Below are 26,581 nucleotides of genomic sequence, written 5' to 3' on the forward strand. Positions count from 1 at the left end.
CGCTACCAAACGAAGGGTGGCGGCCAATACGCGGGTTGGTAGACCGGTAACTAGGAACCCGGCGCACTCGAAAGTGCCCTGCGCATGGCCACCATCAAGTACAGACCTTGGGAGGCCTGCGAATGGCGCGCTATGCGACTAGTTAACTCGGGCTACCAAACCCCATCACTGTTTTTCAGTGACCCGGAAACGATAAAACCCGCGTCCCAGACGCACAAGCCGGCGGATTCTGGCTTAGTCGTAGGCAATGACGCAAGGCGTTGTAGCCTTGAGGAAGTAACGCTGAGTGTCTTTAAACACGGACGGAGGAAACCTTTAAACAACCTCCGATGGCTCCTTCAATAACCGCCGTATTGGATCTTTTTCCGGCGCTCTGCTGCCCTAGACTGGCTCCATCCCCAAGCCACCCGGAAAGGACACCACCATCGTGAACGACTTCAACTGGCAACCCGTTTTGTCCGGCAGCACCTTAAGCCTCCGACCGCTGACCGACAGTGATTTCGAGGGCATGTTTCTGGCCGCCAGTGATCCAGGCATCTGGGCCGGCCATCCCGCCAGTGATCGCCATGAACGGCCGGTATTCGAGGCGTATTTCGCCGCTCGATTGGCCACCGCCAAAGCGCTCACCATCACCAATAGCGAGTCCGGGCAGATTGTCGGGATGTCGAGTTACTACGTGCCGCCCGACCTGCCGGAAAGTATCGCTATCGGGTACACCTTTCTGGTGCGGGCGAAGTGGGGCGGTGATGCCAATCGCGAGTTGAAGGACCTGATGCTGGCACATGCCTTCAAGGCGTACGACACGGTTTATTTCCATATCGCGCCGACAAACATTCGCTCACAAAAAGCTGCGCTTAAGATCGGTGCGAAGCATTTGTATGACGCCGAGTTGCAGCTCTCCGCGGTGCCCGCCTGGTGTCAGTGTTACGGGCTGAAACGGGATCAGTGGGCTGTGTCGACCGGTTGAATCCATGGAAACGGAGTTTGCAATTGCTCACTGTGTGACATGAAAATGCCGCCGGGTTCCGTGTATTCCTGAGCCGTTGTTACGGCTCCTGCCATAGAGGCAAGAGTGCAGGTTTAATCATTGGATTGTTGATGTACAGGGAGTATTCATGCCTGTTTTTGAAATTTTACCGCGTGAAGCCATTGGCCCCATCCGGCTTGGTGCTTCTCGCGAAGCAGCAAGGGAAGCCATGTCTGTGAATGGATTCCCGCTTGAACACACCCATGGTCGCCTCGACTACTTTTGCGAATCTTCCATTCAGTTTGAGTGCGACGCAGGCGATCAAGTCCAGTTCATAGGCGTCTCCGGAAACTCTCGGTTCAACGTCATGTATAGAGGGATTGATGTTTTTTCGGTATCTGCGACTGAATTGTTTTCACTGATGGCCGCCTCGGACGACTCCGGCCCCCATGAGTTCGACCGTTATGAGTATCTGTTCCCGACCCAAATCCTCACTCTTTGGGATGCTGATGAGCAATACGACCGTCAAGGCGCAGAGGAACGACAGGTGTGGAGCCAGGTCGGTATCGGCAATGACGTTTATCTGGCAGCCATCGCTGCTATTGAGAACGAGCCATGACGGGTTATTCGTCACTCGCGCAGAAGCTGTCTTGAAATGCATTAAGGAAAAAGGCGATCTCGGTGAGTTAGGCGGGATGTCCGGGTCGCCGATCTCGCCGGCGTGGACGATCTTCCTGTTCACACCTACGATGCTTAGGGTTGGCACTGGAGCCAAATCTTGCGCCGTGGAATCAGGGAGCTTTCTAAAAGCTGAAGAGAATGTTGTTCGCCACATCGCTGGTAGCAACCATTATGGCTGCCGTGCCCATCACGGCGGGAGCTTCGGTTAGCGTGGATGAGACCCGGAATATCGCGAAAGAAGCCTACGTTTTTGGCACGCCGATGGTGGATACCTATCGGGTCATGTATGCGTTCTCGATAGACAAAAGCAACCCGCAATACAAAGGCCCTTTTAACTGCATTCTCAATGTGTCTCGGGTTTTTACACCGGCAGACACCGCATTCGTCACTCCGAACTCTGATACGCCTTACTCGTTCGTCGGTCTGGATCTGCGTGCAGAACCGGTGATTATCAGTGTCCCGCCGATGGAGAAAAATCGCTACTTCGTGTTCCAGTTGATGGACCTCTACAGCTTCAACTTCGCGTACATAGGCAGCCGTAGCACTGGTAACCAGGGCGGTACGTACATGATTACCGGGCCGGAATGGAAAGGTGCAAAGCCCAAGGGCGTAGACAAAGTCATCAAGGCCGAAACGGAAATGGTGTCGGTGGTAGGCCGTACTCAGTTGTTCAATCCTGCCGATCTGGATAACGTCAAAAAAATCCAGGCCAACTACAAGGTTCAAACCCTTTCCGCCTTCCAAAACAAGCCAGCCCCCCAAGCGGTTGCGCAGGTGAACTGGATCAAGCCAATAGCGCCTGCCATCGAACGTACATCCAGGGAGTTCTTCAACCAGCTTGCTTTTCTGTTGCAATTCGCTCCGACCCACCCGAGCGAAATCGCGTTGCGCAAGCGTTTTACCGAGATTGGTATCGAGCCGGGAAAACCTTTTGACGCCTCAAGACTGTCGCGCGCCCAGCAAGCTGCGCTGGTGGCAGGCATGCAGGATGGCCAGAAAGAAATCGACAAGTTGCGCAACTCGCTTGGCGGTAAGACAGACACCCTGTTCGGTACGCGGGAATACCTGAAGAACAACTACGTCGTCCGTGCGACAGGCACACAAATGGGGATTGGCGCGAACTCTCGTGAAGAAGCGATGTATCCCATTTACGACAAGGACGCCTCGGGTCAGCCCCTTGATGGTAGCCAACACAATTACACACTGAAATTCGCGAAGGGTAAGCAACCGCCGGTGGAAGCGTTCTGGTCTCTGACGATGTACGACCTGCCCAAACAATTGCTCGTGGAGAATTCTCTCGATCGCTACTTGATCAACTCGCCCATGCTGCCAAACCTGACCAAGGATGCCGACGGCGGGCTCACTCTGTACATCCAGCATGAGTCGCCGGGCAAAGATAAAGAGGCTAACTGGCTACCGGCACCCGATGGGCCCTTTATGGTCACAATGCGCTACTACTGGCCGAAACCGCAATTGTTGTCCGGGAGTTGGCATTCCCCGCTGATCGAGCAAGCAAAGTAATCAACAATGCGTTGCCTATAACCACCGGCAGCTATCGGCCAACGCTCAGGCCCTCTGTTGCTGCGTACTTTGTGGTCGCAGAGGGCAAGCGTTCAACTCTTCAACCCAATCTGATCCAGCGCTTGATTTGCTGACCCGTTGTTGTGAGATGAGGTCGTGATCGAGGGCGCGCTCTGTGGCTTCGTTGATTGGTTGATTGGTTGATTGTCAGGTATTTGGTCATTCAGCCTCTATAGAGCAGCGCATCCACCACAACCCCAAACGCCGACGAATGTTCCCGGCGATTCGGATAGTAAAGGTGGTAACCCGCAAAGGGCTGACACCAATCCTCAAGCACCCGCACCAGATTGCCGTCAGCCAATTCCCCGGCGACCATATCTTCCGGAAGAAACCCCAAACCACATCCAGCCACTGCCGCACGCAGAATCGGCACGCTGCTGTTGAACGTCCATTGCCCCTCGACCCGGGCCTTCAGTTCGCGGCCGTCCTTTTCAAAATCCCATTGCATCAGGCTGCCGTGGGTGGGCAGGCGCAGGTTGATGCAGTTGTGCGCGGCCAGATCGCCCGGCGCCTTCGGAATCGGTCGGTCTTTGAAGTACTTGGGCGAGCCCACGACGGCGATGCGCAACGAAGGGCCGATGGGCACGGCGATCATGTCCTTGGCCACTTGTTCGCCCAGGCGAACACCGGCGTCATAGCGTTGCGCAACGATGTCGGTGAGGGCGTAGTCGACAGTAATTTCGACCTTGATGTCCGGGTAGTCAGGCAACACTTTCGACAGCTTGGGCCAGAGGATATTGTTCGCCGCATGTTCGGACGCCGAGATCCGCACATTGCCCGCCGGGGTGTCACGAAAGTCGCTGACCGCGGCCAGTTCCAGTTCGATCTCATCGAAGCGTGGCGCCATCGATTGATACAGGCGTTGACCTGCTTCGGTCGGCGACACGCTGCGGGTGGTTCGCGTCAGCAGGCGCACGCCCAGCCGTGTTTCCAGAGTGCGCATGGTGTGGCTCAGCGCCGATTGCGAGACGCCCAGTTGTGCGGCCGCGCGGGTGAAGCTGCCTTCGCGGGTGATGACCACGAAGGCCAGCAGGTCGTTGAGATTGGCGCGGGACATTGATGAAAACCTCTCATGAGGGGCGCGGAATTAATCCATGAAAGCAGGTTGCGCTCGGATGCGCGACCCCCAGAGCGTTCATCACAAGGTGCGGGCGTAAAACGCGCTCAGCTTGCCGATGGCGGCGTCGACATAGCGCGGCACCCAATAGGTTTCGATGTGGGTGGCGCCCTCGAGGATGAACACTTCCTTGTCTGTGGTGCCGGTGGCTTTGGGGAAGGCATCCTGAGTCATGTACAGGCTGTCGGCCTTGCTGCCGGCGATCATCAGCAACGGTTGATTGATCAGCTCGATCTGGTTGGTGGCGTCAAAGCGCATCAGGTCGAGGAGGCTGCTGGTGGTGTATTTGAAGGTCGAGTTCGGGTGCGCATGGGTCTTCCAGTAATACTCGTAGCCCTGGCGATAGAGTTCGAACGGCAATTTGGCGATCTGCTCATCCGTCAGGTTGGCATCACCGGAATACAACACCGCGCCACCGGCGGCTTCCTGCGCGCGGGCGGCCGAAGCCTGTTGCAGACGTTGCTCAATACTGTCCATTTGCGAGTCGTTGTAACCATTGCGGCGCACCCGGCCCGAGTTGAACATGCTGACGGTCGCCAGCGATTTGAAGCGTTTGTCGGTTTGCGCCGCCGCCAGTGAATAACCGCCGCCGCCACAAATGCCGAGCAGGCCCAGGCGTTTGTTATCGACACCGGCAAACTGGCTGATGAAGTCGGCCATGCCGTGAATGTCTTCGATGCGATACGCGGGTTTATCGATGCTGCGTGGCTGACCACCGCTGGCACCCTGGTACGCCGCGTCGGCGGTGATGGTGATGTAGCCCTGTTCGGCCAGGCGCTGGGCGTACAAACCGGCGACTTGCTCTTTCACGCCGCCATTGGGATGCGCGACGACCACGGTCGGGTAGGTTCGCTTCGCGTCGTAGTTGGCCGGGGTGTAGACGTTGGCGGCGATGTCCAGCCCATTGAGTTTGTAGCTGACCGGATGAATGTTGACCTTGCCCGGTTCGTTCTTGGTGAGCGCGCCGTCATAGGCCAGGGTGAACGGGTTCTTTTTGAAGTCGGCGGCCAGGGATTCGCCGGCAGATAGGCCGACCAGTGCCGACATGAACGTGGCTTTGAGCGTGTTTTTCACGTGAAGCTCCTGAGCAATCAAAAGGGCGGCAGTCGAAAGAAGGGGACGGTCAGTCCAGCTGTTTTTCTTTGAGGAATTGCGCCACCAGATCGGCGATCTGCATTTGCGGCGCAGTACGTTCCGAGTCACTTGCCCGTCGTTGAAACCGTTCGGCCACAGGTCGATGCGGAACTGGTTGAACCACAGAGGGCCTGGGTCAGCGCGGTGTTGGCCCGTTCGGCGGTCTGTTGATCGCCGTGTTTTTTCAACTGCTCGGTAACTTGGCGCAACTGCGCCGCGCTGAACCCAACGCGCAGGCTCGCCAGCATGTGCGAGCGCAATTGCGGCTCCACGCCCGGCGTCGCCGCCAGTGCCCCGACAGTCGCCAGTTCGCGGCTTTGCCAGTCGAGGTTGTCACGTTCGAAGATGTCGCCGAACAGGTGGGTTTGCAGGAACCGGTTGATCACCGGGGCAAACTCGAACACCGGGCCTTTGACCGGGCCGCCGGAAATCTTCGTTTGATTGGCGGTGCCAGCCGCCAGCAACTCATCCCCGATTGGAATGGCCCGGCTGGGTTCACGCCCCGGCGCATCCTCAATGCCGCGTTGCTTGCGCGCCTGCACCACGGACATCAACTCATTCAAGGCATTGAGGCTGCGCGGGAAGCCGACGTAGGCGTAGAGCTGCACGAGAATTTCCCGTGTTTCGCTGACGGTCAGACCTGCGTCGAGCCCCTGGTTGAGCGCCACGTTGAGATTGGGCATGTCGCTGGTCGCCATGAACGCGGCGATCAGCGGAATCGACTGTTGCTTGCTCGACAGTGTGTCGGCGCTGGCTTGTGGGCTGGTCATGTCTTGCGGTGCCTCCGCTGCTTGAGTGGTAACGCTGAACATCGCCCCGACGCTCAAACACAGCGCCATCAGGGCGGGGAGGGCAGTCGTCTTGCGTGCGAAAGTGGTCATCGTGAAAAGCTCCATCCTTCATTTACCGGCGTATTGCGTCTCCGAGACTTTCTCTGCCCAGGTGACCGTCTTGCCGTCCTCGGCTTCAGCGATCGCAATGTGCGTCATGCCGTTGCTCGCTGTGGCGCCATGCCAGTGACGGGTATTCGGTGGTATCCAGACAATGTCGCCCGGGCGGATTTCCTGACGCGGCCCGCCTTCTTGCTGCACGTAGCCAACCCCGGCCGTGACGATCAGCGTTTGCCCCAGCGGATGGGTGTGCCACGCGGTGCGTGCACCGGGTTCGAAGGTCACCGTGCCGCCGCCGACACGCGCCGGCAGATCGCCCTTGAACAGGCCGTCCACGCGCACCGTACCGGTGAAGTTCTCGGCCGCGCCTTGGACAGAAGGTTGGGAACCGTTCGGGGTTATGCGGATTTCACTGGCGGCCTGGGCTTCTGCGCTGATGAGTGACATGGCAACGAATGGCGCGAGCAGTCGGTTCATCGGCCGACCCGCGCCTTGAGAGCTTCGGGATAGCGCTCGCCCTCGATGTGGATCTGCGCCAGTGCCGTATCAATCGCCTTGAGCTCGCTGGCGTCGAGCGTGATGTCAGCGCCACCGAGGTTTTCTTCCAGGCGATGCAGTTTGGTTGTACCGGGAATCGGCACGATCCACGGTGCCTGCGCGAGCAGCCAGGCCAGTGCGATCTGCGCAGGTGTCGCCTGTTTCTGCGCGGCGATCTGCCGGATCAACACCACCAGCCCCTGATTGGCCTGCAACGCCGACTGGCTGAAGCGCGGGACGATGCTGCGAAAATCGTCACTGCCGTAAGTGGTATCGGCAGACACGGTGCCGGTGAGGAAACCCTTGCCCAGCGGACTGAACGGCACAAAGCCGATGCCCAACTCCCAAAGCGTCGGCAGAATTTCCTGCTCGGGCTCGCGCCACCACAACGAATATTCGCTTTGCAGCGCCGTGACCGGTTGCACAGCATGGGCGCGTCGGATGGTTTGCGCACCGGCCTCCGACAGACCGAAGTGTTTGACCTTGCCTTCGCCAATCAGCTCTTTCACCACGCCGGCCACTTCCTCGATCGGCACATCCGGATCGACCCGGTGCTGGTAGAGCAAATCGATGTAATCGGTCTTCAACCGACGCAACGAACCCTCGACGGCGATCCGGATGTGCTCGGGGCGGCTGTTGAGGATCTGCTGTTTATTGTCGTCGCCGAAGGTAAAGCCGAACTTGGTGGCGATGACCACTTGATCACGGATTGGCGCCAGTGCTTCACCGACCACTTGCTCATTCAAGTAGGGGCCGTAGACCTCGGCGGTATCGAAGAACGTCACGCCTTGATCAACTGCTGAGCGGATCAGGGAAATGGCTTGCCGGGTTTCAGTGGCGGGACCGTAGCCGTGGCTCAGGCCCATGCAGCCAAAACCCAGGGCCGATACGGTGAGTGAGCTGTTGCCGAGTGTTCGCTTGTGCATTCTGATCTCCCGTGGTTTGGCGTTGGGGGAACAGTAAGCGAGCGCGGGAGAGGGGACTAGACGGGTAAATCGGCAAGGGTTTATGAGATGCTTTCATCAATCCGAGAAAAGGGGACTGATCTATTCTCCGAGAATAAATCAGTCCCCTTTTGATTCTTGATACTTGGGAGGCTTCACGTTTCGTCTTATGGAACAATTTCTAAGGATGTCAGCCATGGGGCTGTGTTTGGATCGCCCGTTCTCTGAACAAGAACTGGCCGAAAGCGACGAACTCGATCTACGGAACATTTCGGCAAAAACATGGCCGACGGTGCTCTCTGGATGTAAAGCCAAGGAGCTGTCCCTTTACAACCTCAAGCTTGCTTCGCTTGAGGGGATCGAGCGGTTAACCAATACACGAAGGTTGACACTGGAACGGGCACCAAAAATTGAAACGGTGGAACCTGTTTCCAGACTGAGTGGCCTGACGCATCTGGCAATTGGAGACTTCCCAAAATTACGACGCCTCGACGGGCTTGAGAAGCTAAGTGAACTGACCGAGCTGCGTCTGTGCGGTAGCCTGGGTGGCGGTTCAGCTCTACGCCTTGAATCAATCGAACCTGTTAGTCGTATTTCCAGGCTCACCCGATTTTCGCTGGCCAACGCGAAGTTCGAGGTCGATGACATCACTGTCCTCGCTCGCTGCACGCATCTGCGTCACTTGAGTTTGACGAACCAGTTTGATCGATCGCAGATCGCCTTTCTCGCCAGTCGATTGAATGACCAGCTTGTCGAGCCTCTGACTGCCTATGTGGAAACACATCTGCGTTGTGTGAAGTGCAGTGGTCTGACGTCCATGTTCAGGGGACGAAGAATGCCTTTCCTTTGTCCGGCATGTGATGCACCTCGATTCGAAAAGCTCACCCGTCAGTTCGAGCAGTTGGTGAACGATGCATGAAGAATTAAGGAAAAGGGGCTGAAGAGAAGGGGGTTGATTTATTGGCTGAAAAATAAATCAGTCCCCTTTTTTCTTTTTTTACAAAGGATGAGCGTCTGGGACCAGCATCACAAAACTAGCTAAGCAAGTTAGCTATATGCTAGTGTCGCTAGCCCCAGACCGAACCATCCTCAATTCCCGGACACCTCCTGCGTATGTCATCACCCACATCTGCGCCCAATCCCGCCGAAGATCCACGCAGCCTGCAGATCGCCAGCGATGCAGTGGGACAGCAGTTGCAACAGATCGCGATCCTGACCCGTGCTGCGGCCGGCCAGTTGGGCGTGGTGCTAGGCATCAACCAGACCGACGTGGCGGCGCTGGAGCATCTGATCACCGACGGGCCGTTGCCACCGACCGAGCTTGCCTCGCGTCTGTCCGTGACCACGGCGGGCGTCACCCAGGTTATCGACCGGCTGGAGCGCGCCGGGCACGTGGTTCGCGAGCGACAGCTCAACGACAAACGTCGGGTGCTGGTGTGCCCGGTGCCGGAATCGGTGGCGCAGGCCTATCGGCATATCGCGCCGATGCTCAATGGATTGAGCGCGGTGCTGGGGGCGCTCGACGACCGGGATCGTGCAGTTATCGAGACCTTTCTCGGGCAGGTGATCGAGGTCTACCGCACCACGTTGCCGGGCAGCACGACCGCCATTTCTGAAACGCAGGACGCAGAATGAAACCACAGAAAATACTCGTCACCGGTGCAAGCATCGCCGGCCCCGCGTTGGCGTATTGGCTGTCGCGTCAAGGTATGGACGTCACGGTGGTCGAGCGGGCGCCGGCGTTTCGCGATGGCGGGCAAACCATCGACGTGCGTGGCGCCGGGCGTGAAGTGGTGCGGCGGATGGGGCTGGAGGAGCTGATTCGGGCGAACACGACTCACGAGCAGGGCATTGCTTTTGTTGATCGGGACAACCAGACCCGAGCCTTCATCGGAGTCGATGCGTTTGACGGTGACGGGCCAATCGCGGAACTGGAGATCCTGCGCGGTGAACTTGCCAAGCTGTTGATCCAGCACAGCGAGGACCGGGTCACGTACCGGTTCGGCGATAGCATTGAAACCATCAAGGACGATGGCGAGCAGGTTCTCGTGCGTTTCGAGCAGGGCGGGGAGCAGGTGTTCGATCTGGTGATCGTGGCTGAAGGCATCGGTTCGACGACCCGCAATCAGGTGTTCGGCGATGAAGTGAAGCGGCGCCCGCTCGATCTCTACACGGCCTATTTCACCGTGCCTCGACAGCCGAGCGACGGCCAGGTGATGCGCTGGCACAACCTGCCGGGCGGTCGCTGCGTCTGTTTACGTCCTGACAACCTGGGCACCACGCGAGCGTTTTTGTCTTTTCAGCAGGCGCCGAGCGGATACGAAAAGCTCGCGCAGGACGAACAGAAATCCTTGCTCAAAAAACTGTTTGCCGATGCCGGTTGGGAAACGCCTCGCGTACTCGCTGCGCTGGATGATACGACTGATCTTTATCTGGAAGCGGTGGGTCAGGTCAAAATGCCCCGCTGGTCCAAGGGGCGCATCGCGCTGCTCGGGGACGCGGCGTACTGTGCGTCGCCCATCAGCGGCATGGGCACCAGTCTTGGACTGTGCGGCGCCTACGTGCTGGCCGGAGAACTCGGGCGCCACGCCGATCACCGCCAGGCCTTCGCCGCCTACGAAGCGCTGATGCGTCCATTCGTGGCCCAGGCGCAAAGCGTGCCGAAATTCGCCCCGAGACTGGCCTCGCCGCATTCGCGTCTGGGCATTGCACTCGGCCATGCCGTGCTGCGGATGGCTACTGCGCCGGGGCTCAAGAAGCTGTTCGGCAAAATCCTTTCGCCGAAAGCCGACGCTATCGTCCTGCCTGACTACGACGACTCACCGCGGGCATAAACCTCACAACTCGATCGCCCAGGTCTGACTCACCAGCTCTTTGCCGAAGCTGTGAATCGGCTCTTCCTCGACCAGCTCAAACCCCGCCCGCTGATACAACCGGCGGGCATCCACCAGATTGCTGGTGGTCCACAAAATCATCTTTGTGTAGCCGACATCCCGGGCAAACCGCAGGCATTCCTCGACCAGCCGATTGCCGATCCCCAAGCCCCGCGCACTGGCATCCACGTAGAGCATGCGCAGTTTCGCGGTGGTTTCGTCGTGGCGGATCACGAACACCGAACCCACCACCTTGCCGTCCTTTTCCGCAATCCAGCAGCGCTCGCCCGTGGGGTCGAATTCGCGCAGGTATTTGGCGACGACCTCTGACACCAACGCTTCGAACTCTGAATTCCAGCCGTATTCACGGCTGTAGATCGCGGTCTGCTGATGCACCACCAGACCCATGTCACCGGGTTGCGGATCGCGCAGCAGATAGGTCGTCGGCTGACCGCCCTCGAGCAGCGTCTGGATCTGCTTCATCGATGCGATCAGTTGCAGTTGCTGCGGATCGGACAGGCGTTCGAGCAGGGTGATGACCTCTTGCCGCGAGGCTTGCTCCAGCGGCGCCAGGATCTCGCGGCCGAGGTCGGTGATGTGCAACTGACTGGCGCGGGCGTCGGTGGCGGAGGGGACTTTCTGGATCAGGCCCTTTTTGTCGAAACCACTGATGATCCGGCTCATGTAACCCGCGTCGAGGCTGAGCATCTGCCGCAGGTCGGCGCTGGTCAGATCGCCGCCGGACGCGAGTTCGTAGAGGATGCGCAGTTCTGTCAGCGAGTAATCGCTTTGCAGCAGATGCTCCTGTAACACGCCGATCTGATGGGTGTAGAAACGGTTGAATTGCCGGACGATGTCGGCGCGGTCGGTGATCGAGGACATGGTGTGAGGCTCATGTGTTTGCTTTAGGCAACTATATAGTTGCCTGAGGCAATCAAGTCAAATGAATGATTTCATGATCCCGAACGCAAAGTCTGCCGGATCGAACCGCTCAGCCGTGTCCATTTGTATGTTTCTGAGGTTCACCGTTTCCAGGTGTGTGGCGTAGAGCGATTCGGAAAAACAGGTGATCAACAGCGTGCGACGGCGTGCGCCGCTGGAATTCAGGCTGCCGGCGTGGATCAGGTCGGCATCGAAGATCAGGATGTCGCCCGCGCTGCCCGTCAGTTGCACGGATCGGGACTCGTCGGTGAAATCGAACGGAGGCTCGCTCAGAGCAGAGCGATGACTGCCGGGAACGATGCGGGTTGCACCGTTTTCGGGGCCGTAGTCGTCGAGATACACCAGCGCGTTGACGGTGTCGCCGGGGCGTTGCGCCGACAAGTCGCGGTGCAACTGCTGGTGGCCGCCATTGATGAGCGGTTCGCGGCCCTCGACCTGAGAGAGGAAGAAGCGCTCGCCGATCAACTCGCCGACCACCGCCAGCAATGGTGGCAATCGGCACACGGCCTGGACGGTCGGGTCAGTGTCCAGCTGCGAATGGCGCCAGTCGATGCCACGGGGCACGGGCCATTCGCTTGAAGGCTTCACACCTGCATCGAAGACAACGCGCAGAGTGTCCAGCCATGCCGGCGCAATTACCTGGCGCAGCAGCACGTAGCCGTTTCGGTGGAGTTGCTCACGGTCAGCCACAGACGCCCTCGGTTTTGTTGGTTACCGCAGAGCGTAGACAAAAGCCTCAACGACGGCGCCGTCATCCAGCGTCACCTTGGTCAACACCCGCTGATACTCAGCCCCTTCAAACTCATCCAGCGCCGCCCAGTGCAGGTGGAAATTCTCGGAGGCAAAGACGTAGCCTTCGATCACATCACCATCCTCGGCAATCACCAGACCGGGAAAGCCCATTGCCGCGCCCCATCCGGCCTGCGACAGGCGCCCCTTCAGCGAAGCGGCCTGCCATGTGCCGCCGATGTTCAGCATCACATGCTCATTCGGCCGGCCAGGGCCCAGGGTTCCATAAACGAAGAGACGTTCCACGATTGCTCCTGCCTGTCAAAAAGGGAGGGATCCTGACCTATGCGCGTTGTGCAGGCAACACTGCGATCAGTTCTGCGCCGACCGGCTCAGAAACCCGTCGATCAACGCCACCACCTGTTGCTGGATCACCTCCCGCGAGCGAGCGCCGCCGTCCTCGCAAATGATGCCGTCGCCCGGCGAATCTTCTTCGAGCAGCGCCACGGCGCCGGGCTTGCACAAGGACATGAAGCTGAAATGGCTGGCGTCGCTGATCTCGACATACTGCGAGGTGGCCGAAGGCAGGCGCGTGGCGAGATTCGCCGATTCGAGTTGGGCGGGAAGGTCTTCGGACGGTACGCCCGCGCCGATCACCAGTGTCGGAACCGGCAACGCGGCGAGGCTGGCGTCGGTCATCCCGCGTGACAGGCCCAGGTCCAGTGAAACGATGGCGCTGACGCGTTTGTCGCTCAAATCCGCGCTGATCTGGCTCTTCGCCTCCGGCGTGTCGGCGACGTTGATCGTCTTGTAGACGGAGCAACTGGCGAGTTTTTGATGGGCTGCGCAGTCCTCGGCAAAGTGCTCAGGGTCGAAGCGTGTGCCGGCAATTTCCAGAGCGGTCCAGCCGCCAAGTGAATGGCCGGCGACTGCAATTCGGCCCTTCGAGACTGCGCCAAATTGCTCCGGTTGAGCGATGACCGCATCGATCACACGGCTTATGTCGGCAGGTCGCTGCCACAACTGTGCAGCAGCTTTCAGACTGCGGTCATGAGTCGTGGTGCCAGGGTGATTGACCGCCGCGACAATGTAACCCTGGCGGGCCAGCGCACTGGCCAGCCATGCCTGATTGCTCCAGTTGCCCCTGAAACCGTGGGACAGCACCAGCAATGGATGATCGCCGGCTGTTGGCGGCGCCTCGCGCACCGCCGAAGTCCCGACGAACACCGCGTCGTCGGCAATCAATTGTGCGGGGGCGGTGGTCTTGGCGGGATACCAGACGACCATGTCCAGCGGGCGCTCGTTGCGCGCGTCCGACAGCGTGGCGGAGCGGAAACCGATGGGGTTTTCGTCAGCGCTTGCGCTGGCCGAAAGGCAGATCAGAAGCAGCAGACCGAAAGCGTTTTTCATTGTTTTTATCGTCCTTGATCAAATCGGGCAAACAGGACGTTCGCCCAGACGTTGTACCAGTCTTACGAGATAACCGTCCGGATCCTGAACGAGAAATTCACGCTGGCCAACTTCGACGTCGTCAGCGCGATACCAGGTGTCTTTGCAGGTTTTATAGAGTGAGACCTGGGCGGCGCCGAGTCTTTCGATGATGGGAGCAACCACCTCAACGTCAATCTGCAGATTGACGCCTCTTCCGAAGGGCTTGCTCAGTTCCGCCGTCAGCCACTGGCCTGCATCCGGATCAACCTGCTCGAGCATGACTTGAGCGCCATTCAGGTCGAGGTAGGCGAAGCCATCTTCCGGGCGTTGATAAGCTACGTTGAAGCCCAGGCAGGAAACCCAGAACGCGAGGCTGGCCTGCAGATCCGTGACCATCAATTCTGGAACCAGTTTGTTCCGTTGAAACATGGGGTGAATTCCTTTTCATTCGAGGGGTTGATCAGTTGAAGGCGTTGCGCAGTGCTTCGATCACCTCTTCAACAGAGCGGCCCTGAATGGCCGGCGGTGTGGGGTTCTCGGCAAATTCTCGCCAAACGAACAGCGTCAGCTCTGCGCCATCGGTCGATGGCAAGGGATTCTCGGCGTAGGCAAAAGATTCGAGCAGGCGATAGCGGGAGTCTCTCCAGAACAAGTCTTCGACCCAGTCATAGACCGGAATAAAATGGAAGTGGAAAGGTAGACCCGGCTCATGGCCGAAGCGGCCGATATAAAGACGCTTGGGCTTCAGATAATGCTCAATGATCTGCTGGGTTCTTGCGAGCAGCCCTCCGAGCTCCGCCAATGCCTCTGTCGACAGCTCGGTCAGTGAGTTGGTTTTGATCCTGGTTCCCAGCATCAGATAGCCGGGAAGTGCACTGGCCAGATGGTGGTTGACGATCCAGTGCTCGGTTTCATGAAGAATGAAGTGCGGGGCAATTTCCATGTGCCATTGGTCCTGGGGCAAGCGGTGCGCCAGCGTAGCAAAAGTGCAGGTCTTTCAGCTGAAGACAGAAAAATAGATCTGTCCCCTTTCTAGTCGACTTTGATGCGGCGTTGCTATCTCTTCTTAAGAAAGTGCTCGCAGTGACGATAACTACCCCAGTCCTGAAATAGGTAAAACCGCTCAAGGTTCAAGGAAAAAGGTTCATGGTCACTGAAGGATCCGGGCGCTCACGGATGACATCCGCTTCGGGCGTGCAGTACTTTACAAAACAGCTTCCGTTTCTGGCATTGGCCAGCCTGCTGGTCGCAGGCTGTTCCAGCCATGAACCGACTCGGTTCCCGGCCGCGCCCGATCAATGCCTGATTGCAGGCCCGGTCAACAGCACTGAGTACGACAGGTGCGTAAAGGATCGGGAAATCAGAAAAGCGGAAGCGCTTGAAGAGCTTCTCGATAACGACGCGGTAAGGATGCAAGTACGCACCGATATCCAAAGTAAGTTTCAGGAATCTGATTTTCCAGCTACGCCTCTTCCCGGGACTTTCGCCGTAGTGGACTCTATCTCGGCAACTGAAAAACAGGCGTTGCCATTCAAAGCCCGAATCACCTGGAAATATTCCTCCCCGACTCACGCGCCGGGATATCGGGTCGGCAAGCGCATGGCCGAAATGGAGAAGCTGATACTGCCGGCCTTACAGGATAAAGGCCTGGCCAAATGGATATGCACAGTGACGGGAGGCGGGCAACGTGAATGGATCTTCTACACACAAAGCGACGAAGCATTCATTGCCAGGACACAGGCAGTTCTGGCGCAGACCGGTCCATACCCGATCGAACTGACGGCGAAAAAAGAAGCGGTGTCGGGAACTGAGCTACAGAGCGCTGAAAATCTGACTGAAGACATCCGCATGACCCCCAAGAAATGCATGGAGTAACCCGAATGAAAAAGCCCGGCGGTTAAGGCCGGGCTTTTGTCGAGTGCTGCGGTAAAACCCAGCATTCAGACGTTACGACGTTCGATCAGACGGTCAGAGCCACCTTCGGCAACCGCATCGCTGAACAGCGGATCGGTTTCGGTCGCGGCAACCGCATCGCTGAACAGCGGATCAGTTTCAGTCGCGGCAACGGCATCACTGAACAGCGGATCGGTTTGAGTCGCAGAGGCAACAGCGTCACTGAACAGCGGATCAGTCTGGGTCGCAGCAGCAACGGCATCACTGAAGAGTGGATCAGTTTGAGTCGCAGAGGCAACAGCATCGCTGAACAGTGGGTCGGTTTCAGTCGCCGCAAAAGCATTCAGGGCGAAGAGCGAGAAGGCGATACCGAAGAGGGTTTGGCGTTTCATGGTTCTGTACTCCGTGTGCAGTGGGTTGGTATGGAGCAGATCCTACGCTTTGGATTCGATATGAGAACTTCATTGAATTAATGGTTGTTATTGATGCAGTCAATGATTGGGCTCGGTCGCCCGGAGCGCTCTGAACTGCTGCGCCAATCCCAGCGCCACGCGGCCGCTGTCCACTGTGGGCAGCAAATGGGTGAAGGGAATGTCGATCATCCGGTTCTCGCGCACTGCGCGCAGGGTCGATAACACTGGATCCTGCCTAAGCAACTGACGCTTGCGACTGGCCGGCGACCATTGCGCATCGGCCAACAGGATCACGTCCGGATCACTGGTGAGCAGGGTTTCGCGGCTCACGGTCACGCGGTACTGGTTGATGTCGGCAAACAGGTTTCGCGCCCCGGCAGCAGCCAGCAGCGGAGTGACGAAACCCCGTCGGCCCTCGCTGTCGAGGCCGTTGACCTCGCTGTCCAGATAGAACACCGACAGCGGTTTGCCTGAGCCGGCCAAAGCTCTCGCGCGGTTCAGATCGGCGTCCAGCGCATCACTCAGTTCCCGGGCTCGCGGCTGTTTGTGCAGCAGCGCACCGAGGGTCGAGAGGTCGTTGCGGATGTGTTCGAAGTAGTCGAGCGAGTGCCCGTTACACGCCGACTCCAGCAGATAGGACGCCACGCCGTTGCGCCCCAGCCCGCTGCGCGACGTCACGCCATGGCCGAAGGCCGAGGCGAACCCGCCGATCACCAGATCCGGCCTCTGCGCGTACAGCACTTCGCTCGACGGATAGCGCGGCGCAATCACTGGCGCCCCGAAATACTCGGACTGCGACGCACCAGTGTCATCCAGGTAGGCGACGCCCGCCAGCGCCGAGCTCGCACCCAGTGCCAGCACCAGATCGGCGGCGTGCTGATTGAGGGCGACGATCCGCGAAGGTGGTGCGGCCGGTGCGTTCCAGGTCTCGCCACAGTTGCGGTAACTGTCGGCCCAAACGGGGCATGCGCAGAGCAGGGCGCCCCAAAAAACGAGCTTTCTCATGGGCGCGCCCTGATCAGCAGATCCTCGACCACTTCACCGCCCACCAGATGCCCTTCGACCAGCCGTTGTGCATCCGCGTGACTGCGCACGCCATACCAACAGGCTTCCGGGTACACCGTCACGATCGGCCCCAGGTTGCACGGGAACTGACAATGAGTGCGGGTCAGCAGAACGCCGCCCGGCGTTTCTATGCGGTCATGCGCCAGCAGATGCCGGCGCAGGGTTTTCCATAACTGCAAGGCGCCGCGCTGGGTGCAGCGCGGGCCGGTGCAGAGGAATACGTGGCGCGCATGCTCGGGAACATGCGACCAGTCCGGATGCGAATCGACGCCGTCGGTAGTGATGATGTCAGCCATCAGAAGCGGTACGTGTAGCGAACTTCGGAAGTGAACGGCCGCCCGAGGTTGTCGACGTTGTTCGAGCGGCTGGTGACGTAGTCGCGGTCGAACAGGTTCTCCACCAGCAGGCTTACCCGGTGCTGATGGGCACCATCGAGGTAGCGATAAGCGTCGGCATCCACCACCGTATAATGACCGTACTCGACCTGTTTCGAGCTGATGACATCGCGGATGTAACGGATCGCACCGCCGGCGCCCCACATCCGGTCGACCGACTCATAGCCAATGCGTGAACGGGCGAAGAAGCTCGGCACATCGTTCAGCGTGACGCCGGCGCGCGACTCGGTGAGGTTGCGGGTCATGTCGGCCTGCAGGCTCCATTGCTCGTTGAGCGCGAGTCTGGCGTCCGCCTCGAAACCGCGCATCTGCACCCGGCCCTGGCCGTTGACCCACTGGATATCGTCGAGGGTGATTAGGTCGTCGATCTTGCGTTTGAACAGGGTGACACTGGCGCTGAACTCACGGTCGAGCAGCAGGCCTTTGTAATCCAGACCGAGCTCGGCGTTACGGCTTTTCTCCGGTTTCAGATTACGGTTGCCCAACTCGTCGCCGGGTTCGTTGACGAACAATTGCTCGGCGTTCGGCAGTTTGTAGGCCGTGCCGTACTGCCCGCGCAGGGCCCAGTTTTCGTTGAGGTCGTACAGCGACGTGAGCATGCCGACCGTGGCGCTGTCGCCACCGCCCATGGCTTCGTGACGGATGCCGATGCTCGGGTGCCAGTCTGGCAGGGCGTCGATCTGCGGGCGCAATTGGGTGTACAGCGCGTGGGCTTCGGCCTTGTCGTTGTCGATGATCAGCACGTCGTCCTGACCCTTGAACCACTGGTTGTCCGTACCGAACACCAGCACGTGGCCGCCGGGCAGTTCAGCCTTGCCTTCGGCCTGCACGCCCCAGTCGGTGAAGCCCCAATAGTCGTTGTGGTTGATGGTTCTGGTGCCGCCGTTGGCGGTGTTGTTGATGCGCGTGTAGCGAGTGTCCCAGTCGTTGATATGACCTTTGACGAAGTAGCTCAGGCGCTCGTTGATAGTCTGCTCGAAGGTCGCCGTGGCGATCTGCTGGATGCGGTCGTTGGTGGTCTTGTGGTTGTCGACCGGGCGGGCGAAATCGAGGTTGGCGTCAGCGTATTGGTAGAACAGCTCCAGGCGTTTGTCATCGCCGAACGACTGAATCGCCTTGCCGCCGAAGGTCGTGACTTCATAGGCGCGTTTCTTCTCGGTGACGTTTTTCAGGTCGCGATTGCGAAACGGCTGATAGCCGTCCGAGACGTTATGGCTGACGTAGGCCAGCAAACCCAGATCGCCGAAACCGTTGCTGAAAATATTCTCGACCCGCGCATCGCCGGTGGTTCCGCCGAAGGTGTCGAGACCCATGTTCACTTCGCCGGACGCTTTGCGGCTCTGCGGGCTGCGGGTGACGATATTGATCACCCCCGACACCGCTTGGGTGCCGAACAACAGGCTCTGCCCACCCTTGAGCACTTCGATGCGCTCGATAGCGTTGGCCGGCAGCGTGTCCAGGTACAAACCGCCGTACAGGCGATTGTTCAGGCGCACGCCGTCGAGCAGGATCAGCGTGTCGTCGTTGCGCCCGCCCAACAGGGAATAAGTGCCGTAGTCGAACGGGCCGTTTTTCGGCGCGACGTACAGGCCGGGAATGAACATCTGCATTACGCGGCTGACATCGGCGCTGGGGCCGGCGCGCTCGATCTGCTCGCGGGTGACGATCTCGACCTTGCTGCCGAATTGCGCCATGTCGGCCACGGTGGTGGACTCCACGGACGGCGCGGAAACGATTTGCTGATGGAGTTCGAGCGGCGTGTCATCCGCCAGCAACAGGGGGCTGAACAGGCAGCCGAACAACAGGGATGGAGCCGGAGAGTTGAAAGGTTTGATCATTGTCTTCTCGAAAGGATCTTCGCAGAAGAGCATGCAGGAGAAGGCATCGCGCACACGCCGACACCGGCCCATGCCCGCCCACCGCAGGATTTTGCCAAACAGACATCTCAGGCCGGTCTCCGGGCTCGCGCGTATGGACGCTTTCACCTTCCCATGGCCGTCTGGCCACAGTGGTGTGTCGAAAGCATCACGCGCCTACCGTTGCGGGGGCAGCACCGGACTTGTTCGAAAAGAACGTACCGGTTTCCCGTTTCACCCCATGCACGGCGGCATGGGACACCTGAAACAGGGCGGCATCTGAACATTCGGGTGGGCGTGCGTCAACTACCCGCACGTGTCGAGGATGACGAGGGCTCTTTTCAGGTTACTGCGCGATAAACCTGCGAATCGCTTGAGTGGTTTCGACGGGCGCTTCCTCCATCAGCCAATGCCCCGCGCCGGCAACCACCAGTTCGGTGACGTTGTCGGCGGCATTGCGCATCACGATGGCTTCGTTGTTGCCGAAGGACTTCTCGCCGCCGATCGCCAGCACCGGCATCTTCAGTTTGGTCTTCATCGACGCCTCGTTGTCCACCGCGTCCTGGCGGATTGCGCGGAACTGGGCGAACGCCGCGTGCATGGCGCCGGGCCGGGCGTAGAGTCTGGCGTAGTGCTGGCGGGTGGCTTCGTCGACCTTTTTCGGGTCGCCGGCGAACTCGTTCCAGAAGCGGTCGAGGTAGATGCGCTCACGCCCGGCCACCAGCCGTTCTGCATCCGGTCCACCGAAATCGAAATGCCAGAGCATCGGCGAGCGCACGATATCATTCCACGGCGGAATCCCCGGAACGGGCGCGTCCATCACCACCAGGCGATCGGTCTGCTGCGGATACCGCGAGGCGTAGGCGAAGGCGACCATGGTGCCGATGTCGTGGCCGATCACCACCGAATGCTCGATGCCCAGCGAAGCCAGCACCGCGCGAATATCACCGGCCTGGGTCTTCTTGTCGTAACCATCGGCCGGGATCGACGACAGGCCCATGCCCCGCAAATCCGGCACCACCACGGTGTGATCCTTCGCCAGATCCGCCGCCAGCGGCGCCCACATGTCACCGGTGTCGCCAAAACCATGCAACAGCACCACCGCCGGGCCTTTGCCGCCGATGCGCGTGTGGATTTTTGCGCCATCCACGGCGATGTCCTGAGTGCGGAACGAGGCAGGGAAGGGCGTCACGTCGGCATGGGCCGGAACACTCAGGGCCAGCAGCAGGGAAGCGGTGAGCAGGGCGCGGATCATGGCGTTCACTCCAGAGGGGGTGGCTGGAGCGTAGACGGATTTGTCCTGTCCCGACGTGCATTTCAGCCGCTGCTCAACGGGTTGCCTGCAGCGCCGCACCTTGTTGAACAAAACGCTCGATCAACCAGCGTGCGGCGGGGCCCGGTGGCAGGTCCGAGCGGTAGATGATGCTGAAGGGGTATTTGCCGCTGGTGTATTCCGGCAGGTTCAGTGGCACGAGCCGGCCGCTGTCCAGATCTTCCTGGATCATCGGCGTCGGCATGTTGCCCCAGCCAATGCCTTCGCGCAGCAACATGTGCTTGGCGCCCAGATCCGCCAGCCGCCAGGTGCGGTTGCTGAGCACCGCAAACTCCTTGCCCTTAGTCAGTTCCGAGCGGTCGGACAGCACCAGTTGCGTGAACTCGCGTCCGGCTCCCGGCGCGTTCTGTTCGGCCAGGGCCAGCGGATGATTTGGCGCGGCGACGGGAATCAACTCGACGTTGCCGGCGCCGACTCTTTCAATGCCGTCGATGCTTTCATTCATGGGGCCGCTCACACCGATGACTGCGTTGCGGTTGATCACTCGCTCGGTCACGGCGCCAAGGGCCTCCATGTGCAAATGCAGGGCAACCGTGGGGAATTCCTCCTGAAAGGCTTTGAGCGCGTCCACGATCCGTTCGGCGGGAAGCATCACGTCGAGTACCACGTGAACCTCGGCTTCCAGCCCCTGAAGCAGGCCTTTGACCTTGGCGCGCAGGCCATGCACGCCGTTGGCGATGGTCCGGGCTTCGGCCAGCACGGTGCGCCCGGCTTCGGTGAGTTGCGGTTTACGGGTGGTCTGGCGATCAAAAAGCGTCACGCCCAGCTGCATTTCAAGGTTGGCGATCGAATAGCTGATCACCGAGGTGGCCCGGTGAAGTTTGCGCGCAGCCCCTGCAAAACTGCCGACTTCCACGACGGTGAGGAAGACGCGCAGTTGATCGAGTGTCGGTGTGCCTGGGTCGGAGATCATGCCGGGTTCCTCGAATTACGATTGAAGTCCTTCGTCTGAGGTGAGCAGCTTATCTATTTTATCGACACTAATGATCTAAATTAGTCGGCTATTCAGATGAGTAGCCGAGGCGCAACATTTCTTCACCCGGGCGATTCAGGTCGAATCGCACCCTCATTGAAGGAAATGCCCTGATGACGTCTTCCGCAAATCTCGCTGCATCCACCTCTGCTCACCAGAATCATTCCGACGTGAAACAGGCTTCGGCCGCGCTGATCGGTCGTGTATTGCTCAGTGTGATTTTCATCCTTTCCGGTTTTTCCAAATTGGCTGCGCCGGCCATGATGATCGGCTACATCGGCTCGGTGGGTCTGCCGCTTCCACAAGTGGCGCTGGCCGTGGCGATCATCGTCGAAGTCGGCGGTGGCCTAGCACTGATCGCCGGATACCGCACCCGCACCGTCGCCGCCGTCCTGGCGTTGTTCAGCGTGTTCACTGCGCTGGCCTTCCACAGTGCACTGGCCGATCAGAACCAGTTCATCCACTTCTTCAAAAACATCGCGATGGCGGGTGGCCTGTTGCAGGTCGTGGCCTTCGGCGCCGGCCGCTTCAGCCTCGACGCTCGCCGCGGTTGATCCTCGTGCGCGGTGAAGGGTCGCTTCCTTCACCGCGCTTCAGCCTGTTTGTTGAGCGCCCCCGCAACAGAATCGAGTAATCATCATGACCGTCCAGCAACAACTTTCTGGCTACACCCGCGAACCCGATACCCTTCGTGCCATCCGCTACCGTACCAGCGGCAACGGGCATGGCTCGATTGTCCGGTTGATGAGCCCTTCGGATCTGGGCCAGTTGATCAAGCCGTTTGTGTTCCTCGATCTGTTTGAAGGTGAAGCCTCGTTCATCAACCGCATGCCCATGCACCCGCACTCGGGGATCGCCACGGTCACGCTGATTACCGAAGGCAACTTGCGTTTCGAGGATGCCGATTCGGGCAAGGGCATGATCGACTACGGCGGCGTCGAGTGGATGCGCGCGGGTGGCGGGGTCTGGCACGGCAAGGAAATGTCGGTCGGCACTTCCGAGCGGATCCAGGGGTTCCAACTGTGGGTGGCGCTGCCGCCAGCGCTGGAAAACGCCAGTGTCGACAGCCAGTACCTGGCGTCCGGCGCGATGCCCGAAGTGGGGCCGGCACGGGTGATTCTCGGCCTGCACCAGGGTGTCCAGAGCCCGGTTCGGGCGCCGGCGGGAATGAATTATCTGTTGGTCACATTGGGCCTCGGAGAGACCTGGACTTACACGCCACCTGAAGGTCACGAATCGTTATGGTTGAGCGTCAGCCGTGGATTGCTGGCGGCACCCGATCTGGTCAGCGCCGGTGAAATGGCGGTCTTCGAACCCGGCAACGGCGCCGTGACGCTGAAGGCCCTGCGCGAAGACACTGTGTTCGTGATCGGCTCGGCGCAGCCTCACCCCTTTGAACTGGCGCTGGGAAATTACTCCGTACACACCAACCCCGAGGCCTTGCGAGAAGGAGAGGCGAAGATTGCGGAAATCGGTGGGCGGTTGCGTGAGTATCTTCAGCAGTCAGATGAGTCGGTTGCCGTGCCGGTGTTCAAATAATCCGGATCTGGCCTGAGCTCCGTTCAGGCCATGTACCCCTCCACACCGTCCCACAACAGTTTCAGCGCCGTGACCACCAGCAAGCCATAGCACGCGCGGTACATCTGGCGTTGATCCAGCCGGGCGTGCAGCCGCCAGCCCAGCCAGACGCCGCAGGGTACGGCGAGCAGGCTGACGAGCATCAACGTCAGCACGTTGCCCGTGGGTTTGGCCAGCAGCAGCCACGGTACGGCTTTAAGCAGATTGCCCACCGTGAAAAACAGGCTGGTCGTGCCGGCATACATCTGTTTGCTCAACCCCAGTGGCAGCAGATAGATCGCCAGCGGCGGTCCACCGGAGTGTGCAACCATCGTCGTGATGCCCGAAGTGATACCGGCGGCCACCGCTTTGGGCGACGAACGCGGCTTCACGTGGACCTCGGCACCCGCCTTGAACCACAAACCGACAAACAACAACGTGACCGCTGCCATGACAATGGCGATGGCGCGGTGATCCAGTACCCGGAAAAGCAAATAACCGGCGCCGATGCCGACAATCAATCCTGGCACCAACAACTTCAGATCCGGTTTTGACCAGGTGGAAGGCTTCCAGTAGCGCAGGCTGAACAGATCCATGGCGACGAACAACGGCGCGAGCAGTCCGCCAGCGGTGATCGGATCCATCACCAGCGACAGCAGCGGAATCCCGACAATTGCAAAGCCGCCACCGAATGCGCCCTTCATGAAGCAGATCAGGAACACACCGGCGAAGGTGACGAGGAGAGTGCTGACGGTCAGTTCCACGGTGCGTGCTCACTTCACTTCAGGCTGGGGAGTGGCCTAATTTCGCTCGTGGTTTGCCGGATGAACAGTTACAGATTCAGGATTTTTTCATGGTTCAGTATTAAAAAATACACCGCACGCATTCATACGAAATCCGGCAACAGTGTTTGTCCAGCCTGCCGATTTTTCAGCATCACCCCACCCCTTAGCATCGTCTCCAACCCGTGAACAAACACGGTCCTCAACGAGACGGTGAACATCATGAGCCTCAAGAAAATCGCGCTGGTTTTAATGCTTGGCAGTTTCGGTGCGCACGCTTACGCCGATAACGCGGACGCGGCGAATATCCCGGTCGAGACCTACAGTTCTTCGACCAATCTGGACATCGAGCACGTCATTTCCATCACCGAACCGGCCAACGAATGCGCCCCGGTGCCGGTGCAGATGACCTACGAAGATTCCCATGGCGAGCGCCACGTTCTGCAATATCAAGTGATGGGCACTGGCTGTTCCAGTTGAGTCCGGTGCAGGGGATGGAGGGTCGACACTCCATGTCTGCTGCACTCAAAGCGCTTTCGCTCCGACAACCTCTTCATCCGATGCCAGCAATTGCGGGATCGACTGCTTCAGAAATTCCACCCAGGTCTTGATCTTCGCATCGACGAACTTGCGCGACGGATAGATCGCGAACAGGTTCAACTCCTCCAGCCGATACTCCGGCAATACCCGCACCAAGGTTCCCGCCCTTAAACCATCCACGGCCGATGCTATTGGCTGAATGCCGATGCCCATGCCTTTTCTGATCGCGATGGTCATGCCGTCGGCGGTGTTGATGTGAAAGGGCGACACGGGGATGGTGATGGTCTCCATGCCTGCGGGCCCTTCGAATGTCCAGTTTTCCACCGGCATCACTGTGTTGACGATGCGCAGACACTCGTGTTCGCAGAGTTCGCCGGGGGTTTGCGGCTGGCCGCGCTTTGCCACGTAGGCGGGTGAGGCGCAGAGGATGCTGTAGGTGATGCCCAGGCGTTGCGCGACGAAGCCGGAATCCGGCAGGTCGCGGGCCAGCACGATGGACATGTCGAAGCCTTCTTCGAGCAGGTCCGGGACGCGGTTGGTCAGGGTCAGGTCGAACATCACCGTGGGGTGGATTTCGCGATAGCGGGCGATGGCGTCGATCACGTAGTGGTTGCCGATGGCCGACATGGTGTGAATCTTCAGGCGGCCGACGGGCAGGGTCTGGGCGGTGCCGGCTTCTTCGTCGGCTTCGCGCACGTCATCGAGGATTTTTTCGCAGCGCTCCAGATAACGCACGCCGGCTTCGGTCAGGGCCAGACGGCGGGTGGTGCGGTTGATCAGCCGTGTGTGCAGGCGCGCTTCGAGGGCGGAGATGGCTTTGGATACGTTGGTGGTGTTGGTGTCCAGCAGCTCGGCAGCGGCGGTGAAGCTGCCGCTTTGGGCGACGGCGATGAAGAAGCGCATGCTTTGGAAGACGTCCATCGGTGTCGTCTCAACAGTCAGGTGGAAAGAGTATAGGGGCGACCTCGCAGGAGGCCGCCCCTTTGCCATGCGTCACTTCTTGCGGGGAATGAAACCGGGTACGCCGGTCTCGACCACGGAATTGAAGCGGATCCGCGTCGTGATCTCTTCCTTGATCTCGCGCATCGCCCGGTGCGGCAAGGTCGCGATATCGAAGTTTTCCTGAATCCGGCTCGGGTTCGCCGAGGTCGTCAGGAACGCCGTACCCCGTTGCACCGCCCAGGCCAGAGCGACTTGCGCCGGGGTTTTCTGTACGTGCCGGGCGATTCCGGTGAGCACGGAATCGTCGAGTACATTCGGCTCCATGCCATGCCCCAGCGGGGCGAAGGCGAGCAGGATGATGCCGTGTTCCTTGCAGAACTCCAGCATCTCCCACTCGGGCAGGTACGGATGGGATTCGATCTGCACCACCGCCGGTTTGATCCGTGCGGCGGCGACGATGTCTTTCAGTGCATCGAGGGTGATGTCGGAAAGACCGATGGACTTGCAGCGGCCTTCATCCACCAGCGCTTCGAGCGCACGCCAGGTGTCGATCAGACGGGTTTCGCCATCGTAGATCACGTGTCCGAACGCATCCCGTGGATCCTGATCGTCGCCGGGCTGAAAGGCGAACGGCGTGTGGATCAGGTAGCAGTCGATATAGTCGACCTGCAGCCGCTGGCAACTGGCTTCGAACGCTGGTTTCACCCGCTCTGGGCGATGGTTGGTGTTCCACAGTTTGGTGGTGACGAACATGTCTTCGCGACGGATCTGCCCCGCCGAAAACACCTGCGCAAAAGCCTCGCCAATCTGCGTTTCGTTGCGATAACGCTCGGCGCAGTCGAAGTGGCGGAAGCCCACCTCCAGCGCACATTTGACCGCTTCGGTGGTGGTGCTCAAATCGCGAAACAGCGTGCCGAACCCCACGGCCGGCATCGAGCCTGCGCCGTTGTTCAGCGCAATTCGGGTGTCGCGAAGTTCATCGTGAAAGGCTTCGTAAGTCATGTCG

General features: G+C 59.5%; 30 protein-coding genes and 1 riboswitch. Of the genes, 10 read left to right on the forward strand and 20 right to left on the reverse strand.

Going from position 1 to position 26,581, the window contains the following annotated elements; all coding sequences use genetic code 11:
* Positions 1-427 precede the first annotated feature (427 nt).
* The 3 genes from IHQ43_RS13210 (at position 428) to IHQ43_RS13220 (ending at position 3,169) form a co-directional block, all read left to right on the forward strand.
* Positions 428-967 carry a GNAT family N-acetyltransferase gene (locus IHQ43_RS13210; protein ID WP_244142266.1) on the forward strand — a complete coding sequence of 180 codons (540 nt, stop codon included), beginning with the start codon at positions 428-430 and terminating at the stop codon, positions 965-967.
* Between the two features lie 148 nt (positions 968-1,115).
* Positions 1,116-1,586, forward strand: a complete 471-nt coding sequence (locus tag IHQ43_RS13215; RefSeq protein WP_192564713.1) for a hypothetical protein — start codon at positions 1,116-1,118, stop codon at positions 1,584-1,586.
* 200 nt (positions 1,587-1,786) lie between these two features.
* The gene (locus IHQ43_RS13220) at positions 1,787-3,169 is read left to right on the forward strand and encodes a DUF1254 domain-containing protein (RefSeq protein WP_192564714.1); all 1,383 of its coding nucleotides are present in this window, start codon (positions 1,787-1,789) and stop codon (positions 3,167-3,169) included.
* A gap of 223 nt (positions 3,170-3,392) precedes the next feature.
* Here IHQ43_RS13220 and IHQ43_RS13225 read toward each other — a convergent pair whose 3' ends face one another.
* The 5 genes from IHQ43_RS13225 to IHQ43_RS13245 form a co-directional block, all read right to left on the reverse strand.
* A complete protein-coding gene (locus IHQ43_RS13225; protein WP_192564715.1) occupies positions 3,393-4,286 on the reverse strand; it encodes a LysR family transcriptional regulator in 894 nt (297 codons plus the stop codon).
* Positions 4,287-4,367: 81 nt separating this feature from the next.
* Complete coding sequence (locus tag IHQ43_RS13230; protein ID WP_192564716.1) at positions 4,368-5,420, reverse strand: alpha/beta hydrolase; 1,053 nt, start codon at positions 5,418-5,420, stop codon at positions 4,368-4,370.
* 125 nt (positions 5,421-5,545) lie between these two features.
* A complete protein-coding gene (locus tag IHQ43_RS13235) occupies positions 5,546-6,361 on the reverse strand; it encodes a carboxymuconolactone decarboxylase family protein (RefSeq protein WP_192564717.1) in 816 nt (271 codons plus the stop codon).
* Between the two features lie 18 nt (positions 6,362-6,379).
* On the reverse strand, positions 6,380-6,847 hold the full coding sequence (locus tag IHQ43_RS13240; protein ID WP_192564718.1) for a (R)-mandelonitrile lyase: 468 nt from the start codon (positions 6,845-6,847) through the stop codon (positions 6,380-6,382).
* Entirely contained in the window at positions 6,844-7,833 is a 990-nt protein-coding gene (locus IHQ43_RS13245; protein WP_192564719.1) for an aldo/keto reductase, read from the reverse strand. The genes IHQ43_RS13240 and IHQ43_RS13245 overlap by 4 nt, the downstream gene beginning before the upstream one ends.
* Before the next feature lie 214 nt (positions 7,834-8,047).
* Between IHQ43_RS13245 and IHQ43_RS13250 the strand changes: the two genes are divergently transcribed.
* The 3 genes from IHQ43_RS13250 to IHQ43_RS13260 all read left to right on the forward strand — a co-directional run bounded on the left by IHQ43_RS13250 (position 8,048) and on the right by IHQ43_RS13260 (position 10,685).
* Positions 8,048-8,770, forward strand: coding sequence for a leucine-rich repeat domain-containing protein (locus IHQ43_RS13250; RefSeq protein ID WP_192564720.1), 723 nt, complete (start codon positions 8,048-8,050; stop codon positions 8,768-8,770).
* Between the two features lie 194 nt (positions 8,771-8,964).
* Positions 8,965-9,486 (forward strand): MarR family winged helix-turn-helix transcriptional regulator, encoded by a 522-nt coding sequence (locus IHQ43_RS13255; protein ID WP_192564721.1) that lies wholly within the window; start codon positions 8,965-8,967, stop codon positions 9,484-9,486.
* Complete coding sequence (locus tag IHQ43_RS13260) at positions 9,483-10,685, forward strand: FAD-dependent monooxygenase (protein ID WP_192564722.1); 1,203 nt, start codon at positions 9,483-9,485, stop codon at positions 10,683-10,685. The genes IHQ43_RS13255 and IHQ43_RS13260 overlap by 4 nt, the downstream gene beginning before the upstream one ends.
* 3 nt (positions 10,686-10,688) lie before the next feature.
* Here the strand turns inward: IHQ43_RS13260 and IHQ43_RS13265 are convergent, their stop codons facing one another.
* The 6 genes from IHQ43_RS13265 to IHQ43_RS13290 form a co-directional block, all read right to left on the reverse strand.
* The gene (locus tag IHQ43_RS13265) at positions 10,689-11,606 is read right to left on the reverse strand and encodes a bifunctional helix-turn-helix transcriptional regulator/GNAT family N-acetyltransferase (RefSeq protein ID WP_192564723.1); all 918 of its coding nucleotides are present in this window, start codon (positions 11,604-11,606) and stop codon (positions 10,689-10,691) included.
* 57 nt (positions 11,607-11,663) lie between these two features.
* Entirely contained in the window at positions 11,664-12,356 is a 693-nt protein-coding gene (locus tag IHQ43_RS13270; RefSeq protein WP_192564724.1) for a phytanoyl-CoA dioxygenase family protein, read from the reverse strand.
* A 21-nt stretch (positions 12,357-12,377) separates the two neighbouring features.
* Entirely contained in the window at positions 12,378-12,701 is a 324-nt protein-coding gene (locus tag IHQ43_RS13275) for a gamma-glutamylcyclotransferase family protein (protein WP_192564725.1), read from the reverse strand.
* A gap of 66 nt (positions 12,702-12,767) precedes the next feature.
* The gene (locus IHQ43_RS13280) at positions 12,768-13,805 is read right to left on the reverse strand and encodes an alpha/beta hydrolase family protein (RefSeq protein WP_192564726.1); all 1,038 of its coding nucleotides are present in this window, start codon (positions 13,803-13,805) and stop codon (positions 12,768-12,770) included.
* Between the two features lie 18 nt (positions 13,806-13,823).
* A complete protein-coding gene (locus IHQ43_RS13285; protein ID WP_192564727.1) occupies positions 13,824-14,255 on the reverse strand; it encodes a bleomycin resistance protein in 432 nt (143 codons plus the stop codon).
* Positions 14,256-14,286: 31 nt separating this feature from the next.
* On the reverse strand, positions 14,287-14,769 hold the full coding sequence (locus IHQ43_RS13290; RefSeq protein WP_192564728.1) for an HIT family protein: 483 nt from the start codon (positions 14,767-14,769) through the stop codon (positions 14,287-14,289).
* A gap of 203 nt (positions 14,770-14,972) precedes the next feature.
* On the opposite strand from IHQ43_RS13290, the gene IHQ43_RS13295 reads away from it, so the two are divergent.
* Positions 14,973-15,701 (forward strand): DUF695 domain-containing protein, encoded by a 729-nt coding sequence (locus IHQ43_RS13295; RefSeq protein ID WP_192564729.1) that lies wholly within the window; start codon positions 14,973-14,975, stop codon positions 15,699-15,701.
* A gap of 65 nt (positions 15,702-15,766) precedes the next feature.
* Here the strand turns inward: IHQ43_RS13295 and IHQ43_RS13300 are convergent, their stop codons facing one another.
* The 6 genes from IHQ43_RS13300 to IHQ43_RS13325 form a co-directional block, all read right to left on the reverse strand.
* The gene (locus IHQ43_RS13300) at positions 15,767-16,111 is read right to left on the reverse strand and encodes a hypothetical protein (RefSeq protein ID WP_192564730.1); all 345 of its coding nucleotides are present in this window, start codon (positions 16,109-16,111) and stop codon (positions 15,767-15,769) included.
* A gap of 99 nt (positions 16,112-16,210) precedes the next feature.
* The gene (locus tag IHQ43_RS13305; RefSeq protein ID WP_192564731.1) at positions 16,211-17,137 is read right to left on the reverse strand and encodes an ABC transporter substrate-binding protein; all 927 of its coding nucleotides are present in this window, start codon (positions 17,135-17,137) and stop codon (positions 16,211-16,213) included.
* Positions 17,134-17,493, reverse strand: coding sequence for a (2Fe-2S) ferredoxin domain-containing protein (locus IHQ43_RS13310; protein WP_192564732.1), 360 nt, complete (start codon positions 17,491-17,493; stop codon positions 17,134-17,136). The genes IHQ43_RS13305 and IHQ43_RS13310 overlap by 4 nt, the downstream gene beginning before the upstream one ends.
* Positions 17,493-19,430, reverse strand: a complete 1,938-nt coding sequence (locus IHQ43_RS13315; RefSeq protein WP_192564733.1) for a TonB-dependent receptor plug domain-containing protein — start codon at positions 19,428-19,430, stop codon at positions 17,493-17,495. Before IHQ43_RS13315 ends, IHQ43_RS13310 begins: the two co-directional genes overlap by 1 nt.
* 93 nt (positions 19,431-19,523) lie before the next feature.
* A riboswitch (cobalamin riboswitch) is annotated at positions 19,524-19,729 on the reverse strand.
* Between the two features lie 65 nt (positions 19,730-19,794).
* Positions 19,795-20,703, reverse strand: coding sequence for an alpha/beta fold hydrolase (locus IHQ43_RS13320; RefSeq protein WP_192564734.1), 909 nt, complete (start codon positions 20,701-20,703; stop codon positions 19,795-19,797).
* Positions 20,704-20,776: 73 nt separating this feature from the next.
* Entirely contained in the window at positions 20,777-21,694 is a 918-nt protein-coding gene (locus tag IHQ43_RS13325) for a LysR family transcriptional regulator (protein ID WP_192564735.1), read from the reverse strand.
* 173 nt (positions 21,695-21,867) lie between these two features.
* On the opposite strand from IHQ43_RS13325, the gene IHQ43_RS13330 reads away from it, so the two are divergent.
* Both IHQ43_RS13330 and IHQ43_RS13335 read left to right on the forward strand, forming a co-directional pair.
* Positions 21,868-22,308, forward strand: coding sequence for a DoxX family protein (locus IHQ43_RS13330; RefSeq protein ID WP_192564736.1), 441 nt, complete (start codon positions 21,868-21,870; stop codon positions 22,306-22,308).
* Between the two features lie 85 nt (positions 22,309-22,393).
* On the forward strand, positions 22,394-23,293 hold the full coding sequence (locus IHQ43_RS13335) for a pirin family protein (protein WP_192564737.1): 900 nt from the start codon (positions 22,394-22,396) through the stop codon (positions 23,291-23,293).
* Positions 23,294-23,316: 23 nt separating this feature from the next.
* Here IHQ43_RS13335 and IHQ43_RS13340 read toward each other — a convergent pair whose 3' ends face one another.
* The gene (locus IHQ43_RS13340; RefSeq protein ID WP_192564738.1) at positions 23,317-24,075 is read right to left on the reverse strand and encodes a sulfite exporter TauE/SafE family protein; all 759 of its coding nucleotides are present in this window, start codon (positions 24,073-24,075) and stop codon (positions 23,317-23,319) included.
* Positions 24,076-24,315: 240 nt separating this feature from the next.
* Here IHQ43_RS13340 and IHQ43_RS13345 point away from each other — a divergent pair, with 240 nt between their 5' ends.
* Positions 24,316-24,573, forward strand: coding sequence for a DUF2790 domain-containing protein (locus IHQ43_RS13345; RefSeq protein WP_115077640.1), 258 nt, complete (start codon positions 24,316-24,318; stop codon positions 24,571-24,573).
* A gap of 45 nt (positions 24,574-24,618) precedes the next feature.
* Here the strand turns inward: IHQ43_RS13345 and IHQ43_RS13350 are convergent, their stop codons facing one another.
* Positions 24,619-25,554: a LysR family transcriptional regulator gene (locus IHQ43_RS13350; protein WP_192564739.1), complete on the reverse strand. Its 936-nt coding sequence runs from the start codon at positions 25,552-25,554 to the stop codon at positions 24,619-24,621.
* Positions 25,555-25,626: 72 nt separating this feature from the next.
* Positions 25,627-26,577, reverse strand: a complete 951-nt coding sequence (locus IHQ43_RS13355; protein ID WP_192564740.1) for an aldo/keto reductase — start codon at positions 26,575-26,577, stop codon at positions 25,627-25,629.
* Between the last annotated feature and the right edge of the window lie 4 nt (positions 26,578-26,581).

It is taken from the genome of Pseudomonas gozinkensis (assembly GCF_014863585.1).
In the GTDB taxonomy this organism is placed as follows: Bacteria; Pseudomonadota; Gammaproteobacteria; order Pseudomonadales; family Pseudomonadaceae; genus Aquipseudomonas; species Aquipseudomonas gozinkensis.